The following is a 14,403-nucleotide window of genomic DNA, read 5'->3' as shown; positions in this document are numbered from 1 at the left end:
GTGCCGCCGGTGGACGCCCGGCGTCCAAGACCCTTTGCTATAACCATCGGTTATGGACGTGCACCTGCGGGACCTCCGCTACTTCGTCGCGGTGGCCGAGGAGCTGAACGTGACGCGCGCCGCCGAGCGCCTCTTCGTCTCGCAGCCGGCCCTGTCCAAGCAGCTCAGGGTGCTGGAGCGGCAGCTCGGGTTCGCGCTGCTGGAACGCGTGCACGGCGGCGTGACGCTGACCCGGCAGGGCGCGGCGCTGCTGCCGGTGGCCCGCGACCTGCTCGGACGCTGGGCCGCCGGCGTGGAGACGGCCCGCGCCGCCGCCCCCGCCGGGACGCTGGTCATCGGCATGCAGACGGCCGTCGGCCGCGGGTTGCAGCAGGAGGCGCTGCGGCTGTTCCGGCAGGCCCGGCCCGGATGGGAGGTGTCGCTCCGGCTCGTGGGCTGGGACGACCCGAGCGGCGGCCTCGCCGACGGCTCCTCCGACGTGGCGTTCATCTGGCTGCCGGTGCCGCCGGGGCTGGAGACGTACGTGCTGGTCACCGAGGAGCGGGGGGTGGCGATGCCGGCCGGTCACCGGCTGGCCGGCCTGGCCGAGGTCCCGTTCGCCGAGCTGCGGGACGAGCCGTTCATCGCGCTGCCCGCCGCGGCCGGCCCGCTGCGCGACTTCTGGCTCGCCCGCGACGCCCGGGACGACGACCCGGTCGTCGGCGTCACGGCGAACACGCCCGAGGAGGTGTTCGAGGCCGTGATCAGCGGGCTGGGCGTCGTCCTGGTGGCCGAGGGGAACGCGGCGCTCTACAAGCGTCCTGGCATGGTCTACCGCCCGGTGACGGGTCTGCAGCCGGGCCGGCTCGCCATCGCCTGGCGCCGCGGCGACGCCCGTCCCCACGTCACCGCCTTCGTCGAGGCCCTGAAACGGGCCGCCGCCACGGTCTGACTCAAAGGAAGGCCCGCATTTCCGACGATACGCCCGAATTCATCGGCACGTTTCGGGAAGTCGCCACTAAGGTCTGACCCGACGCACCGGTAACACAGGAAAGGCACCCCCTATGAGCGACCACGCCATCACCTTCGACCTCATCGACGTCGACAAGGACGGCCGCATCTCCGCCGTCGAACTCGTCCGCCTGATGGAGATCCTCGGCCAGCCCATCACGCTGGACGCGGCCCAGGAAGGCGTGCGGAAACTGGACAAGGACGGCGACGGCCTGATTGACGTGGACGAGTTCGGCGCATTCCTGCAGAAATGACAGAAACAAGCTCTTGCTAGGCAAACTCTTCTCGCCTGAGCCACAATGGCGACAGGAGGGACGATGGCCATCAAGAGTGACATCAGCGAAACCCGGCTCCCCGCGGACATCGTGAGAACGCTCAAGGCGGGCATCGGAAAGGTCTCGGCCGAGGTGGTCGAGGAGATCCAGACCCGGATCCCCGAGTACGCCCGACCGGCCGACGAGATCTCCATCAAAGTCGTGAAGATGGCGGTCGAGGAGGCCATCGACGGCTTCCTCGACCGCATCGAGAACCCGGGCGCCCCCTTCGACCCCGAGCCGTTCCGCATGATCGGCAAGGGCGAGGCGGCCGAGGGCCGCAACCTGGAGCCGCTGCAGACGGCCATGCGGCTCGGCGCCCGCGTCTGCTGGCGGCGGCTGACGGAGATCGCCGACCCGCTCGGCCTGACCCCGCAGACCGTGTACGACCTGGGCGAGGCCATCTTCGTCTGCCTCGACCGGCTCGCCGACGCCGCCGCCCAGGGCTTCGACGAGGCCAGGGCGCACGCCGCCGGCGAGCTCGAACGCCGCCGCAACCGCCTGCTCGACCTGCTGCTCAGCCGGCCGCCCGCCGCCCCCGAGGCCGTCGCCGACCTGGCCAGGGCCGCCGGATGGCGGCTGCCGCGGACCGTGGCGGGCGTGGCGCTCGACGACCGGCACGGCACGTACCGGGCGCCCGCGCTGCCGCCGGACGTGCTCGGCGGGCTGGAACGGCCCGCGCCGTGCCTGCTGGTGCCCGACCCGGACGGGCCGGGACAGGCGCAGCTGCTCGACCACGCGCTGCGCGGCCACCGTGCCGCGATCGGCCCGGCGGTGCCGCCGGCCGCGGCGGCGACGTCCCTGAGGTGGGCGCGCGAGGCTCTGGAGCTGTCCCGGCGCGGCGTGCTGCCGCGCGGGCTCCTGCGCTGCGCCGACCACATGGCCACGCTCGTGGTGTTCAAGGACGAGGAGCTGGTCGGCGCCATGGCGCAGGCCCGCCTCGCGCCGCTGGCCCACCTGCGGCCGCCCAGCAGGACCGGCTGGCCGAGACGCTGCTGGCCTGGTTGCGGCACGGCCGGGGCGCCGGCGAGGTGGCCGCCCGGCTGCACGTGCATCCGCAGACCGTGCGCTACCGGCTGCGGCAGCTCGAAGAGCTCTACGGCGACCAGCTCGCCGATCCCGACGTCCGGTTCGAGCTGGAGATCGTGCTCAGGGCCCGCCAGGCCCTCATCGCCGCCGGGCCGTGACCGGCCCGGCGCGCCCGGCCGGCGCGGTGGGGACCGGGCGGGACCGGGCGGCTGCCGTCAGGCGGTGTGCAGGTAGACCTGGCCGAAGACCTCGGACAAGTTCTTGATGTCCGTGGCGACGTCGGCCTCGGGGCTGCTGTAGTCGTAGACGGTGGCCAGCCGCGGGCGCACGGTGCCGAGCTTCTTGAGCTGGTCCCAGGTGGTGTTGGCCGCCCACTTCTCGCCGTACACCCGGTTGACCTGGCCCTGCGCGTCCTGCCAGCGGCTCCACAGGACGACGGTCTCGGCGGCGTCGGCCTGGAGCGGGGCGGCGATGCGGTCGGTGATGGCCTGGGTGGCCTGCTCGGCGGTGAGCTTGGAGGTGCCGGCGGCGGTGAACCCGGCGTCCTCGGCGGCGATCTGGGCGTAGGCGTCCCAGGCGCGGGCGCGGACCTGGATCCACTGGTTGCGCTGGGCCTCGGCGGCGTCGATCTTCCAGGTGGCGTACTCGGTGGCCAGGTGGCCGGTGTCCAGGGTCAGCTGGTCGATCTGGCCGCCGGAGAGCCAGGCGCCGATGCGGGCGGGGTCGAGCAGCGGGTACTTCTTGGTCATCTCGGCCTTGCAGGCGTCGTTGGCGCCGCAGCCGAACAGCGGGACCACCGTGTGCGCCGCCAGCTTCTTGCCCGGCACGAGGTTGCGCAGCGCGGTCGTGGCCTCGGTGACGAACTTGTCCAGCTCCTCGGCCGTGGCGAAGGTCTGGTTGTAGCCGAGCTGCGAGGTGAACCTGATCCCGGCGACCCCCGGCTGCGCGGCCAGGGCGGCGACCTTCTTGGCGGCCTCGGCCAGCTTGCCCGCCTTGTAGTCGTCGGCCAGCTCGGTCTCGATCCAGGTCCGCAGGCCGGCCTCGACCGCGCTCTTCACGGCCTGGCCCGCCGGGCTCTCGGCGGCGGCCGTCTTGGCGGCGGCCGAGATCCCGTCGGGGTCGACGTGGCACTTCTGGCCGTCCGGGCACTGGTCGGGGGTGCCGCCGTCCTCGGCGCCGTCGACGTCCGGGGAGCCGACGTCGTGCATCTCGCCGTCGCCCTCGGAGTCGGTCGCGCACTCGTTGCCCGCTTCGCTGCAGTCGACCACGATCTCGTGCATCGGGCCGGAGTCGATCATGTTCTTGCCGTCGTTGTCCAGCCAGAACCGGGCGATGTCGGCGGCCTCCTCGGGAGTGGCCAGCCAGCGGCAGACGACGAACGCCGGGGTGTCGGCGGACATCAGGTCGTTGCAGCCCCGTGGATCGTCCTCCGACCAGGCGGGAACTCCGACGCCGAGCAACGACAGGGCCAGTCCGATGACGAAGATCTTCCGCAGTCGCATGGCGCCTTTACTCCCATGGGGGGCGATCGTGGGCAGATAGCACAATATCGGGACGATCAACAACCTTCAATGAGATCCACGGCGATCCTCACGCGGTTCTCGACGCGCAGTAGGCGTCGCAGTCGAGCGCGGGCGAGGCCGCAGGGCGATCATCCCTCCGCCCGCGCTTCCCGACCGGCCCTGTCACCCCCCATGACGAATATTGGGACGACACCGCACTGCCACAAGCGGCAGACTGGGACGGATTTGAACGTTTTCGAGGGGACCGGCCCAGTGCACAGCTACCTCCGCGACCTCGGGCTGCTCCGCGACCGCAAGTTCGCCCTGTTGTTGTCCGCGCGGACCATCTCCATGCTCGGCAGCGCCTTCGCGCCCGTGGCGCTCGCCTTCGGCATCCTGGAACTGCCCGGCGCGGACGCCACGACGTTGTCGGTGGTGCTCACCGCCGAGTCACTGCCCATGATCGTGTTCATGCTGATCGGCGGGGTGATCGCGGACCGGCTGCCGCGGCAGCGGGTGATGATGGCCGGCGAGCTGCTCATGGCGCTGGGCTACTTCGCGCTGGCGGCGATGCTGCTGACCGGCTGGGCGCCGCTGCCCGTGATGAGCGTCGCGGCGGCGGCCTGCGGCGTGGGCACGGCGGTCATGTTCCCGGCGCTGACCGGCATCATCCCCGAGATCGTGCCCGCCGAGCGGCTGCAGGCCGGCAACGCGCTGCTCGGCCTCGGCGCGAACGCCTCGCGCGTGGCCGGGGTGGTGCTGAGCGGCGCCACGGTGCTGTGGTTCGGCGGCGGCTGGGCCCTGCTGGTCAGCGGCGCGATGTTCGCGGTGGCCGGCGTGCTGATCGCGCTGCTGCGCCCGACCCCCGCCGAGCGCGCGGCGGCCGAGCGGCACTCGGTGCTGACCGACCTGCGCCACGGGTGGCGGGAGTTCAGCTCGCGGCAGTGGATCTGGGTGGTGGTCGCCCAGTTCTCGGTGCTGGTGATGGCGATCCAGGCCGGGCACGGCGTGCTCGGGCCGCTGCTGGCCAAGGAGACCCTGGGCGGGCCGGCGGCCTGGTCGGCGTTCCTGGCGGGCGAGGCCGTCGGGACGATCGCCGGGGTGCTGGTGTCGTTGCGGCTGCGCCCGCGCCGGCCGATCCTGCTCGGCACGCTGTTGTGCCTGCCGACCGCGCTGCCGTACGTGCTGCTCGGACTCGACGCGCCGCTGTGGGCGATCGTGGCGGGGGCGTTCGTGCTGGGCGTGTGCTTCGACGTCTTCGGCGTGCTGTGGCAGACGACGATGCAGCGCGAGATCCCGGCGGAGTCGTTGTCGCGGGTCAGCTCGTACGACGCGCTCGGGTCACTGATGTTCGGGCCGATCGGGCTGATGCTGGCCGCGCCGGCGGCGGTGGCCTTCGGCACCGAGGGGGCACTGCTCGGCTGCGCCGCCCTCGTCGTGCTGTCCACGCTCGCCGCGCTGGCCGCGCCAGGGGTGCGCAACCTGCGCGCCCCTGAGCCGGAGCCCGAGCCGGTCTCACTCTGAGCGGAACCAGGCGTTGGCCCTCGGCTGGAACATCAGCGTGACGGCCCCGAGCACGGCCGTCACGTGCAGCACCCGGCTGATCGTGAAGAGCCAGGTCACCACGTCGGCCCCGGCGGCGGCCTCGGCGATCGAGCCGCCGTGCAGCAGCCACTGGATCGGCCCCACGACCAGCGACAACGTGCCGAACACGCCGAGCCCGACGGCCAGCGTGAGCCTGGCCCAGTTCTGCCCCGCGCGCATCCGCAGCGCCAGGAAGACCGCCGCGGCGAAGACGGCCACCCGCAGACCGGCGCCGGGCAGCAGGTCCAGGACGCCCGAAGTGCCCTCGTAGAGCTCCCTGCCGACGGCGAGCACGGTCTCGAACGCCCCCGCCGCGACGGCGGACATCCACAGCAGCGCGGCGGCGTGCACGACGGGCGGCGGCTGGGGGGTACGAGGCTCGGCGGTCTGCGAGGCGAGGGCGGTGGTCATGGCGGGCTCCCTGTCGTTTCGATTACAGGGAAAGTCTGATCCGCGCGCCCGCGCCGATCACGCCCGTCGTCCCCCGAATCCCGGTGAGGCGGGCCCTACCCCGAGGTCTCCGCTCGTGCGCAGGCCGCGGGCGGCCACGCGCTCGTGGCCGAGCCCGAAGCGGGGCTCGGGGGCGCGCTCGCCGTCCAGGATCGCGGCCACGTACGCGGCCAGGGCCGGGGCGTGCTTGAACCCGTGGCCCGAGTCGCCGCCGAGCAGCCACACGCCGGGCGCGTCCTCGGCGATGATCCACTCGGCGTCGGGGGTGAGCGCGTACTGGCAGACCTGGCTGAACAGCACCGGCGCGGCCGCCAGCGAGGGGAACCTGCGCCGCAGGTAGTCGCGGGCCTGCTCGACCGCGGACGGGTCCACCGCCCGGCTGCCCTCCTCCGGCTCGTACGGCGGCCCTTCGGCGTCGGAGGTGGCCTTCATGCCGACCCCGTCCACGTCGCCGTGCCCGTAGGCCGAGGAGCCGTAGTCCACCCAGGCGGGCGTCTCGGGGGACGACCATGCGGCGGGCGCGGCGAAGTGCACCGTGTCCTGCCTGGTCACCGTGACCGGCACGGAGAACAGGCCGGGCAGCCAGGCGCCGCACGCCCACACGACGCGGTCGGCCCGCCGCACCTCGCCGTCCACCTCGACCGCGCTCAGCCCCGGCACGGGCGCCGCCCGTCCTCTGACCAGCCGGACGCCGGCCGCCTGGGCCAGCCGGGCGATCACCTGCGTCGCCCGCCGCGCCCTGAGCACGCCCGCGTGCGGCTCGCGGAGCAGGAAGCTCAGGTCGTCGCCGCGATAGTCGGGGAAGAAGCGCCGGCCGTCCGCCGGGTCGAGCACCTCAACCGGGATATCCAGATTTTTCAGTACTTGGGCGCTGGCGTGCTCCCACCCGTCCGGCCGGGCCGCGAACCACACCATGCCCGACTCCAGGAACAGTTCCTCGCCGGCCCGCTCGCCCAGCCGCCGCCAGCCGTCCCGCGCCTCCCAGGCCAGCCGCGCGTACCAGTCGTCGGCGCCGTGCGCGCAGCGCAGGAGCCGCGTCTCCCCCGCGCTGGCCTGCCGGACGTGTCCTGGCTTGTGCTGTTCGACCAGGGTCACCTGCCAGCCGGTTTCGGCCAGCCGCAACGCCAGCGACGACCCCCATATACCGGCTCCGACCACAATGACCGATTTCATGGAACCACCGTGACCGCAGGAACCGCCCCGCGCAAGGGTCAGACGATGATCAACCGGACCACGACGCCCGCGCAGTTGCCCGCCACGCAGACGCGCACCGGGACCTCGGAGATGCCGGCCGCCTGGGGCACCCCGCCCACGTGCCCGTCGGGGCCGATCGTCACGCCCGCGGGCAGCTTGGCGTGGTCGGTCACGCTGAAGGTGGGGATGACGCCCTGGGGGCCGCCGTTGATGCCGATCTCCCCGGCGAGCGGGACGCCGACCCGGCCCGGGAAGGTCAGCTCGCGCGGCTCCCATGGAACGTTCCCGAGCACGACCAGCGTGATGAGCTGCTCCTCGCACGAGTGACCGGCGCAGAGCCGGACCGGGGCGATGAACGTGCCCACCCGCGAGGGCGTGCCGGACAACCGCCCGCTCGCGTCGACGCCGACCCCCACGGCGACGTAGCCGGGACGGAAGGTCACGCCCTTGGCGACCGGCAGCAGCCACTGGCTCACCGTGATGCCCTGGGTGAAGTAGAAGGTGTTCTCGACCAGCCGGTCGCCCTCCGCGCGCGGCGGCGGGTCGATCAGGGTCTCCCTCGCCATGTACGCGATCGGCGTGGTGAGCGACGGCACGGCCGGCGGCAGGGCGCAGAGAGCCAGCCCGGCGACCAGGAACAGCCACCTCTGCCGCATCTCCACCCCCCCGACGCCTCTCGTCCCTACGTACCCCTTCACCGCGCTCTTTCACTGGTCAGCCGTCACTCCATAATCGAAGTCATGGCCGCCGAATCCGCCCAGACGCTCGAACGCGGGCTGCGCCTGCTGCGACTTCTCGCCGACGGGAAGGGCGGGCGCACCCCGACCGAGCTGAGCACCGAGCTGTCGCTGAGCCGGCCGGTGGTCTACCGGCTGCTGACGACGCTGCTGAACGAGGGGTTCGTCCGCCGCGACGCCGAAGGGCGGGTGCATCTCGGGTTCGGGGTGCTGGTGCTGGCCCAGGCCGTGCAGCCGTTGCTGCGGGCGGCGGCGGTGCCGACGCTGCGGCGGCTGGCCGAGCAGGTGGGCGCGACCGCGCACCTGACCGTGGCCGAGGGCGACGACGGGCTGGCGGTGGCGGTGGTGGAGCCGTCCTGGACCGATCTGCACGTGGCCTACCGGGAGGGGTCGCGCCATCCGCTGGCGAAAGGCGCGGCGGGCCGGGCGATCCTGGCTTTGCGCGAGGGGCGCGACGAATACCTCGTGACGGAGGGGCAGTTGCAGGTGGGGGCGCGGGGCATCGCCGCGCCCGTGACCGGGCTGCCGTGGCTGGAGGCTTCGGTGGGGGTGGTGACGTTCGGCCCGCTGGAGGAGGAGACGGGGCCGCGCGTGGTGGCGGCGGCCGCCGAGCTGGCCGCCGCGCTGGGTTGACATCTCCACACCGATGTCGGACGGTAGTCACACATAGAGGACACATGCGTCCGGTAAGCGGACAACATGGAGGGCGGATGCCGTACTACCGCGTCGTTGGGGAAGTGCCACGCAAGCGGCACACGCAGTTCAGGCGGCCGGACGGCGGCCTCTACGCCGAGGAGCTGATGGGCGAGGAGGGCTTCTCGTCCGACTCCTCGCTGCTCTACCACCGCCACCTGCCCACCGCGATCATCAAGGCCGAGGCGGTCACGCCCGCGTCCGCGACGCGGCTGGAGCCCAACCTGCCGCTCTCCCCGCGCCATTTCCGCACGCAGGAGCTGTCCAGCGCCGGTGACCTGGTCGACGGCCGCATCCTGCTCGCCGGCAACGCCGACGTCCGGTTGTCGTACGCCACCAGCGACCGCCCCAGCGAGCTGTACCGCAACTCCATGGGCGACGAGTGCGTCTACGTGCAGCGCGGCTCGGTCCGCTTCGAGTCCACCTACGGCGTCATCGAGGCCGGCGAGGGCGACTACGTCGTCGTCCCGACCGGCACGATCCACCGCTGGGTGCCCGACGGGCAGGTCAACGTGCTGGCCATCGAGGCGTCCGGGCACATCAGGCCGCCCAAGCGCTACCTGTCGCAGTACGGGCAGTTCCTGGAGCACGCGCCGTACTGCGAACGCGACCTGCGCGCCCCCACGCAGACCCTGCTCGCCGAGGGCGAGGAGGTGCCCGTCCTGGTCCGCACGCGGGGCGGCCTGACCAGGCTCGTCTACCGCAACCACCCCTTCGACGTGGTCGGCTGGGACGGCTACCTCTATCCGTACGCCTTCAACATCGACGACTTCGAGCCGATCGTGAAGAAGACGCACGCGCCGCCGCCGGTGCACCAGACGTTCGAGGGGCCCGGGTTCGTGGTCTGCTCGTTCTGTCCGCGACCGCTCGACTACCACCCCGAGGCCATCCCGATCCCGTACAACCACCACAACGTGGACTCCGACGAGTTCATGTTCTACGTGGGCGGCGACTACACCGCGCGCAAGGGCTCGGGCATCGACGTCGGCTCGGTCTCGCTGCACCCGGCCGGGTTCACGCACGGCCCGCAGCCCGGCGCGGTCGAGGCGGTGATCGACGCGGTCGCCCGCGGCGTCACCACCACGAGCGAGATGGCCGTGATGGTCGACACCTTCCGCCCGCTCGACCTCGGGCCGGGCGCGCTGTCCTGTGAGGATCCCGGCTACGCATGGACCTGGGCACGATGACTCTCTTCAGCGAACTGGTCGACGACGCGGGCCTGTTCCCGCCGACGTCACTGCACATGGACGAGGCGCTGGCCCGCAACCAGCGCGACCTGGAGCACGGCAACGGCGTGCTCACCCACCGCTTCCTCTGCCCGGCCAGCCGGCTCGACCGGCTGCGCGGGCACGCCTACCGGCCGCGGCGCATCGGGCTGATCGTGGACACGCCCGAGCTCCCCGACTTCGGCGACCTGCCGGTGGACTTCGTCGAGATCCCGCTCGGGGCCGACGAGTCCGTCGCCGAGCTGGCCCGGCGCCTCGGCCTGCCGGCGCACGTGCGGCTGTTCGTCGAGGTCCCGCCGGACCGGAAGGTCGCCGGGGTGCCCGACGGGGTGGGGCTGAAGGTGCGCTGCGGCGGGCTGAAGGCCGAGGCGTTCCCGTCGGTGGAGCACCTCGCGGCGTTCGTCCGGGGCTGCGTCGAGGCCGACGTCCCGTTCAAGGCCACGGCCGGGCTGCACCACGCGGTGCGGCACTTCGACCCGAGCCTCGGCGTCGACCGGCACGGCTTCCTCAACCTGCTGCTGTCGGTCTGCGAGGCCGTGGAGGGCCGCGACCCCGTCCCCGTGCTGCGCACCACCGACGTCGGCCACCTCGTGCGGCTGGCCGGGGCCGTGACCCAGGAGACCGCGAAGCGGGCGCGGCGGCTGCTGGTCAGCTACGGCTCCTGCAGCACCGGCACGCCCATCGAGGACCTGCAGACGCTAGGAGTGATTCAGTGAGCTGGGGAGTGGACAACCTGCCCTACGGCGTGTTCTCCCGTCAGGGCGAATCGCCCAGAGTGGGCGTCAGGTACGGCGACAAGGTGCTCGACCTGGCCGCCGCGCTGCACGACGAGGTGTTCGCCGCCCCCTCGCTCAACCCGTTCATGGCGCGGGGCCGCTCGGCCTGGCACGACACCAGGACCCTCATCCAGAACAAGCTGACCGGCGACTCCTCGGTCACCGAGAGCCACCTGATCCCGCTCGACCAGGTGCGGCTGCACATGCCGTTCGAGGTGGCCGACTACGTCGACTTCTACTGCTCGCTCGACCACGCGAGCAACATCGGCCGGATCTTCCGTCCCGACGCCGAGCCGCTGCTGCCCAACTGGCGTCACCTGCCCGTCGGCTACCACGGCAGGTCGGGCACGGTCGTCGTGTCCGGCACGCCGGTCCGGCGTCCGCACGGCCAGCTCAGGGCCGGGGTCTACGGGCCGTGCGCCAAGCTCGACATCGAGGCCGAGCTGGGGTTCGTGGTCGGCGTGCCGTCGGAGCTGGGCTCGCCGGCCGGGGCGTTCGAGGACCACGTGTTCGGGGTGACGCTGGTCAACGACTGGAGCGCGCGCGACATCCAGGCGTGGGAGTACGTGCCGCTCGGGCCGTTCCTGGGCAAGTCGTTCGCGACCTCGGTCTCGCCGTGGGTCACGCCGCTGGAGGCGCTGCCCCGGGTCCCGGGCCGCCCGCAGGACCCCGAGCCGCTCGACTACCTGCGCAGGCAGGGCGACTGGGGCCTGGACATCGCCGTCGAGGTCGTGCTCAACGGCGACGTGATCTCGCGCCCGCCGTACCCGAGCATGTACTGGACGCCCGACCAGATGCTCGCCCACATGACCGTGAACGGCGCCTCCCTGCGCACCGGAGACCTGTTCGCCAGCGGCACGATCTCCGGCCCGGAACGCGACCAGCGCGGCTCGCTCATCGAGCTGACCTGGAACGCCGCCGAACCGATCAAGCTGTCCGGCGGCGACACCCGCACCTTCCTCCAGGACGGCGACACGGTGACGATCCGGGCCACCGCGGGCGGCCTGACATTGGGCGAGGTGTCCGGAACCATCGGATAAGTAACTCAAGGTGCTTCGACCGTCACTCACCGCTAATCTGGGAAGTCCCCTTCCCTCGGAAAGCCCTCGGAGAGTGACGTGCGGCGTGCCGCGATCCTGTGTGTCGCCTTCCTCCTGGCCTGCTGCGGCTGCGGTCCCGTCGGCGACTCCCCGGCCGCGCCCGCGGTCGTGCGCGTCTTCCCCGCCTTCGACGCCAAGCGGGCCCGTCCCGACAAGGGGCTGGTCATCACGGCGCAGGGCGGCCGGCTGACCCAGGTCCTGGTCTACGAGGGAGGCGAGCACGTCCCGGGCCGGCTCGACGCCTCGCACACCAGGTGGCGCTCCGACTGGACGCTCAAACCCGCGACCGAGTACACCGTCACCGCCACGGCCGCGGGCGAGAACGGCCCGTCCACGGTGTCCATGGGCCGCTTCCGCACCCGCGCCGCCGAGCACACGTTCGGGGTGGCCGCCACCGCGCCGCTGCCCGGCGAGACCGTCGGCGTGGGCATGCCGGTCGTCATCGACTTCGACACCCCGATCCAGGACAAGGCGGCCGTCGAGCGGTCGCTGGAGGTCACCACGAAGACCCCGGCCGAGGGCGCCTGGCGCTGGACCAGCGACACGCAGGTGGTCTACCGCACCCGCCGGTTCTGGGCCTCGGGGCAGCAGGTGATGGTCAGCGCCCACCTGGCCGGGGTGCGCCCGGCCCCCGGCGTCTACGGCACCCTCGACTCCACCTTCGCCTTCACCGTGGGCCGCAGGCAGACCAGCACGGTCGACGCCCGCATCCACCAGATGGTCGTGCGCCGCGACGGCCGGGTGGTGCAGCAGATGGCCATCAGCGCCGGCATGGCCACCACGCGGGAATACACCACCACCAGCGGCATGCACCTGACCATGGACAAGGGCAACCCGGTCCGGATGATCTCCCCCGGCCGCGTCAAGGGCGACCCCGGCTACTACGACCTGCTGATCGAGCACGCCGTGCGCATCTCCAACAGCGGCGAGTACGTGCACGCGAAGGACAACGTCTGGGCCCAGGGAAGGGAAAACGTCAGCCACGGCTGCATCAACGCCCGCCCCGACCAGGCGGCCTGGTTCTACGCCGGTTCGCTGCGCGGCGACCCCGTGCTGATCACGGGCACCGCCCGCCGGCTGGAATGGGACAACGGGTGGGGCTTCTGGCAACTTCCGTGGGAGAAGTGGACCCTGGGAAGCGCCCTGACCGCCCCGGCGACCGGCCGGTGACGGGTGCCCTGCGGACGAACGGGGGATTACGGTGGTAAGGGGGAACCAGTCACACACACAGGCCCGTTATAGGTTCAGGAGGGCCGGAGCATGGATGAATGGGTCATCTGGATAATCCTCGCAGTCGTCCTCGGTGTGGCCGAACTGTTCACTCTCACGGCGGCCCTCGGGCTCCTGGGCGTGGCCGCTCTCCTGACCGCCGTGACGGCCGCCGTCGGGCTGCCCGTCCCCTTGCAGATCCTCGTGTTCGCCCTGTCGTCCGCGGCGGGGATGGTGGTCATCCGGCCGCTCGCCGTCCGCCATCTTCAGCAGCCGCCGTTGCAGCGTTTCGGCGTGGAGGCGCTGGTCGGCAAGCCCGCGTACGTGGTCTCCGAGGTCACGGGCCGCGACGGGCGGGTCCGCATCGGGGGTGAGGAGTGGTCCGCACGCGCTTATGACGAGACCCTGGTGATCCCCACCGGGGCGACCGTCGACATCATCGAGATCGAGGGCGCCACGGCCCTCGTGTATCCACGGGAGTGACCACATGGACCCGTTGCTGATAGCCGGACTGCTGATCATCCTTTTCGCCGCGTTCACCGTGCTCAAGGCCGTGCGGATCGTGCCCCAGGCGCGGGCCCGCAACGTGGAGCGGCTCGGCCGCTACCACCGCACGCTCAAGCCGGGTCTCAACTTCGTCATCCCCTACGTCGACCGCGTCTATCCGATGATCGACCTGCGCGAGCAGGTGGTGACCTTCCGCCCGCAGCCGGTCATCACCGAGGACAACCTGGTCGTCGAGATCGACAACGTCCTGTACTTCCAGGTCACCGACCCGCGGGCGGCGGCGTACGAGATCGCCAACTACATCACGGCCATAGAGCAGCTCACCGTCACGACCATGCGTAACGTGATCGGCTCGATGGACCTGGAGAAGACGCTCACCTCGCGCGACACCATCAACAGCCAGCTGCGCGGCGTGCTCGACGAGGCCACCGGCAAGTGGGGCATCCGGGTCAACCGCGTCGAGGTCAAGGCCATCGACCCGCCCAAGACCATCAAGGACGCGATGGAGAAGCAGATGCGGGCCGAGCGCGACAAGCGGGCCGCGATCCTCAACGCCGAGGGCCAGCGCCAGTCGCAGATCCTCACGGCCGAGGGTGACAAGCAGAGCCGCATCCTGCGGGCCGAGGGCCAGCGCTCGGCCGCCATCCTGGAGGCCGAGGGCCAGTCGCGCGCCATCGACCAGGTCTTCCAGGCCGTCCACCGCAACGACCCCGACCCCAAGCTGCTGGCCTACCAGTACCTTCAGGTGCTGCCGCAGCTCGCCCAGGGCAGCGGCAACACGTTCTGGGTCATCCCGAGCGAGGTCACCTCGGCGTTGCAGGGCGTCTCGAAGGCGTTCACCGAGGCGCTGCCGAAGTCGGCCGCCACCCGCGAGGAGCAGCCCCGGCCGTCGGAGGAGCTGGACCGGGAGATCGCGGCGGCCTCGGAGGCGGCGGCCGAGGCGGTCGCCGACGCGCAGGAGGCCGAGAGCCCCAAGGGCCCCCGGCAGATCGCCCAGGCCGTCAACGAGCCGTCCCCGTTCCCCGACCTGGAGCGCGAGCGCGACCCCGAGGACACCGGCCGCTGACGTCCGCCGGGGCCGCGCGGGTTCCC

15 protein-coding genes are annotated in these 14,403 nt (G+C 72.0%); 11 read left to right on the top strand and 4 right to left on the bottom strand.

Annotated elements, in window-relative coordinates; genetic code table 11:
• The first annotated feature begins 52 nt into the window (after positions 1-52).
• The 3 genes from AB0C33_RS42655 (at position 53) to AB0C33_RS42645 (ending at position 2,491) form a co-directional block, all read left to right on the top strand.
• Positions 53-931 (top strand): LysR family transcriptional regulator, encoded by an 879-nt coding sequence (locus AB0C33_RS42655; RefSeq protein ID WP_358298825.1) that lies wholly within the window; start codon positions 53-55, stop codon positions 929-931.
• 112 nt (positions 932-1,043) lie between these two features.
• Positions 1,044-1,244 (top strand): EF-hand domain-containing protein, encoded by a 201-nt coding sequence (locus AB0C33_RS42650; protein ID WP_352324961.1) that lies wholly within the window; start codon positions 1,044-1,046, stop codon positions 1,242-1,244.
• A gap of 632 nt (positions 1,245-1,876) precedes the next feature.
• Positions 1,877-2,491 (top strand): helix-turn-helix domain-containing protein, encoded by a 615-nt coding sequence (locus AB0C33_RS42645; protein WP_358298964.1) that lies wholly within the window; start codon positions 1,877-1,879, stop codon positions 2,489-2,491.
• A gap of 57 nt (positions 2,492-2,548) precedes the next feature.
• Here AB0C33_RS42645 and AB0C33_RS42640 read toward each other — a convergent pair whose 3' ends face one another.
• On the bottom strand, positions 2,549-3,835 hold the full coding sequence (locus tag AB0C33_RS42640) for a hypothetical protein (RefSeq protein ID WP_358298823.1): 1,287 nt from the start codon (positions 3,833-3,835) through the stop codon (positions 2,549-2,551).
• Positions 3,836-4,108: 273 nt separating this feature from the next.
• Between AB0C33_RS42640 and AB0C33_RS42635 the strand changes: the two genes are divergently transcribed.
• The gene (locus AB0C33_RS42635) at positions 4,109-5,359 is read left to right on the top strand and encodes an MFS transporter (RefSeq protein WP_358298822.1); all 1,251 of its coding nucleotides are present in this window, start codon (positions 4,109-4,111) and stop codon (positions 5,357-5,359) included.
• Here AB0C33_RS42635 and AB0C33_RS42630 read toward each other — a convergent pair.
• Genes AB0C33_RS42630 through AB0C33_RS42620 form a run of 3 tightly spaced genes read right to left on the bottom strand, consistent with a single transcriptional unit; the run spans position 5,351 to position 7,719 of the window.
• Positions 5,351-5,830, bottom strand: coding sequence for a hypothetical protein (locus AB0C33_RS42630; RefSeq protein WP_358298820.1), 480 nt, complete (start codon positions 5,828-5,830; stop codon positions 5,351-5,353). The two genes, AB0C33_RS42635 and AB0C33_RS42630, sit on opposite strands and share 9 nt — an antisense overlap.
• A gap of 57 nt (positions 5,831-5,887) precedes the next feature.
• On the bottom strand, positions 5,888-7,042 hold the full coding sequence (locus tag AB0C33_RS42625) for an FAD-dependent oxidoreductase (RefSeq protein ID WP_358298818.1): 1,155 nt from the start codon (positions 7,040-7,042) through the stop codon (positions 5,888-5,890).
• A gap of 38 nt (positions 7,043-7,080) precedes the next feature.
• On the bottom strand, positions 7,081-7,719 hold the full coding sequence (locus tag AB0C33_RS42620) for a hypothetical protein (RefSeq protein ID WP_358298816.1): 639 nt from the start codon (positions 7,717-7,719) through the stop codon (positions 7,081-7,083).
• Between the two features lie 84 nt (positions 7,720-7,803).
• Here AB0C33_RS42620 and AB0C33_RS42615 point away from each other — a divergent pair, with 84 nt between their 5' ends.
• The 7 genes from AB0C33_RS42615 to AB0C33_RS42585 all read left to right on the top strand — a co-directional run bounded on the left by AB0C33_RS42615 (position 7,804) and on the right by AB0C33_RS42585 (position 14,377).
• Positions 7,804-8,433, top strand: coding sequence for a helix-turn-helix domain-containing protein (locus tag AB0C33_RS42615; protein ID WP_352361631.1), 630 nt, complete (start codon positions 7,804-7,806; stop codon positions 8,431-8,433).
• A 77-nt stretch (positions 8,434-8,510) separates the two neighbouring features.
• Positions 8,511-9,680: a homogentisate 1,2-dioxygenase domain-containing protein gene (locus AB0C33_RS42610; protein ID WP_358298814.1), complete on the top strand. Its 1,170-nt coding sequence runs from the start codon at positions 8,511-8,513 to the stop codon at positions 9,678-9,680.
• Positions 9,677-10,435, top strand: a complete 759-nt coding sequence (locus AB0C33_RS42605) for a hypothetical protein (protein WP_358298812.1) — start codon at positions 9,677-9,679, stop codon at positions 10,433-10,435. The genes AB0C33_RS42610 and AB0C33_RS42605 overlap by 4 nt, the downstream gene beginning before the upstream one ends.
• Positions 10,432-11,535: a fumarylacetoacetase gene (gene fahA / locus AB0C33_RS42600; protein ID WP_358298810.1), complete on the top strand. Its 1,104-nt coding sequence runs from the start codon at positions 10,432-10,434 to the stop codon at positions 11,533-11,535. The genes AB0C33_RS42605 and fahA overlap by 4 nt, the downstream gene beginning before the upstream one ends.
• Before the next feature lie 78 nt (positions 11,536-11,613).
• A complete protein-coding gene (locus AB0C33_RS42595; protein ID WP_358298808.1) occupies positions 11,614-12,765 on the top strand; it encodes an Ig-like domain-containing protein in 1,152 nt (383 codons plus the stop codon).
• A gap of 90 nt (positions 12,766-12,855) precedes the next feature.
• The gene (locus AB0C33_RS42590; protein ID WP_352324976.1) at positions 12,856-13,287 is read left to right on the top strand and encodes an NfeD family protein; all 432 of its coding nucleotides are present in this window, start codon (positions 12,856-12,858) and stop codon (positions 13,285-13,287) included.
• A gap of 4 nt (positions 13,288-13,291) precedes the next feature.
• A complete protein-coding gene (locus AB0C33_RS42585) occupies positions 13,292-14,377 on the top strand; it encodes an SPFH domain-containing protein (RefSeq protein WP_358298806.1) in 1,086 nt (361 codons plus the stop codon).
• Positions 14,378-14,403: the final 26 nt, after the last annotated feature.

This window comes from Nonomuraea sp. NPDC048881 (genome assembly GCF_040649795.1).
Taxonomy (GTDB): Bacteria; Actinomycetota; Actinomycetes; order Streptosporangiales; family Streptosporangiaceae; genus Nonomuraea.
The sequence above is the reverse complement of the archived record's forward strand: the minus strand, read 5'-3'. Positions and strand labels throughout refer to the sequence as shown.

Bases quoted from the DNA above. Each gene is read 5' to 3' on its own strand.
- AB0C33_RS42655 (WP_358298825.1), top strand. From the start codon at position 53: ATGGACGTGCACCTGCGGGACCTCCGCTACTTCGTCGCGGTGGCCGAG.
- AB0C33_RS42650 (WP_352324961.1), top strand. From the start codon at position 1,044: ATGAGCGACCACGCCATCACCTTCGACCTCATCGACGTCGACAAGGAC.
- AB0C33_RS42645 (WP_358298964.1), top strand. From the start codon at position 1,877: ATGGCGGCTGCCGCGGACCGTGGCGGGCGTGGCGCTCGACGACCGGCA.
- AB0C33_RS42640 (WP_358298823.1), bottom strand. From the start codon at position 3,835: ATGCGACTGCGGAAGATCTTCGTCATCGGACTGGCCCTGTCGTTGCTC.
- AB0C33_RS42630 (WP_358298820.1), bottom strand. From the start codon at position 5,830: ATGACCACCGCCCTCGCCTCGCAGACCGCCGAGCCTCGTACCCCCCAG.
- AB0C33_RS42625 (WP_358298818.1), bottom strand. From the start codon at position 7,042: ATGAAATCGGTCATTGTGGTCGGAGCCGGTATATGGGGGTCGTCGCTG.
- AB0C33_RS42620 (WP_358298816.1), bottom strand. From the start codon at position 7,719: ATGCGGCAGAGGTGGCTGTTCCTGGTCGCCGGGCTGGCTCTCTGCGCC.
- AB0C33_RS42615 (WP_352361631.1), top strand. From the start codon at position 7,804: ATGGCCGCCGAATCCGCCCAGACGCTCGAACGCGGGCTGCGCCTGCTG.
- AB0C33_RS42610 (WP_358298814.1), top strand. From the start codon at position 8,511: ATGCCGTACTACCGCGTCGTTGGGGAAGTGCCACGCAAGCGGCACACG.
- AB0C33_RS42605 (WP_358298812.1), top strand. From the start codon at position 9,677: ATGACTCTCTTCAGCGAACTGGTCGACGACGCGGGCCTGTTCCCGCCG.
- AB0C33_RS42590 (WP_352324976.1), top strand. From the start codon at position 12,856: ATGGATGAATGGGTCATCTGGATAATCCTCGCAGTCGTCCTCGGTGTG.
- AB0C33_RS42585 (WP_358298806.1), top strand. From the start codon at position 13,292: ATGGACCCGTTGCTGATAGCCGGACTGCTGATCATCCTTTTCGCCGCG.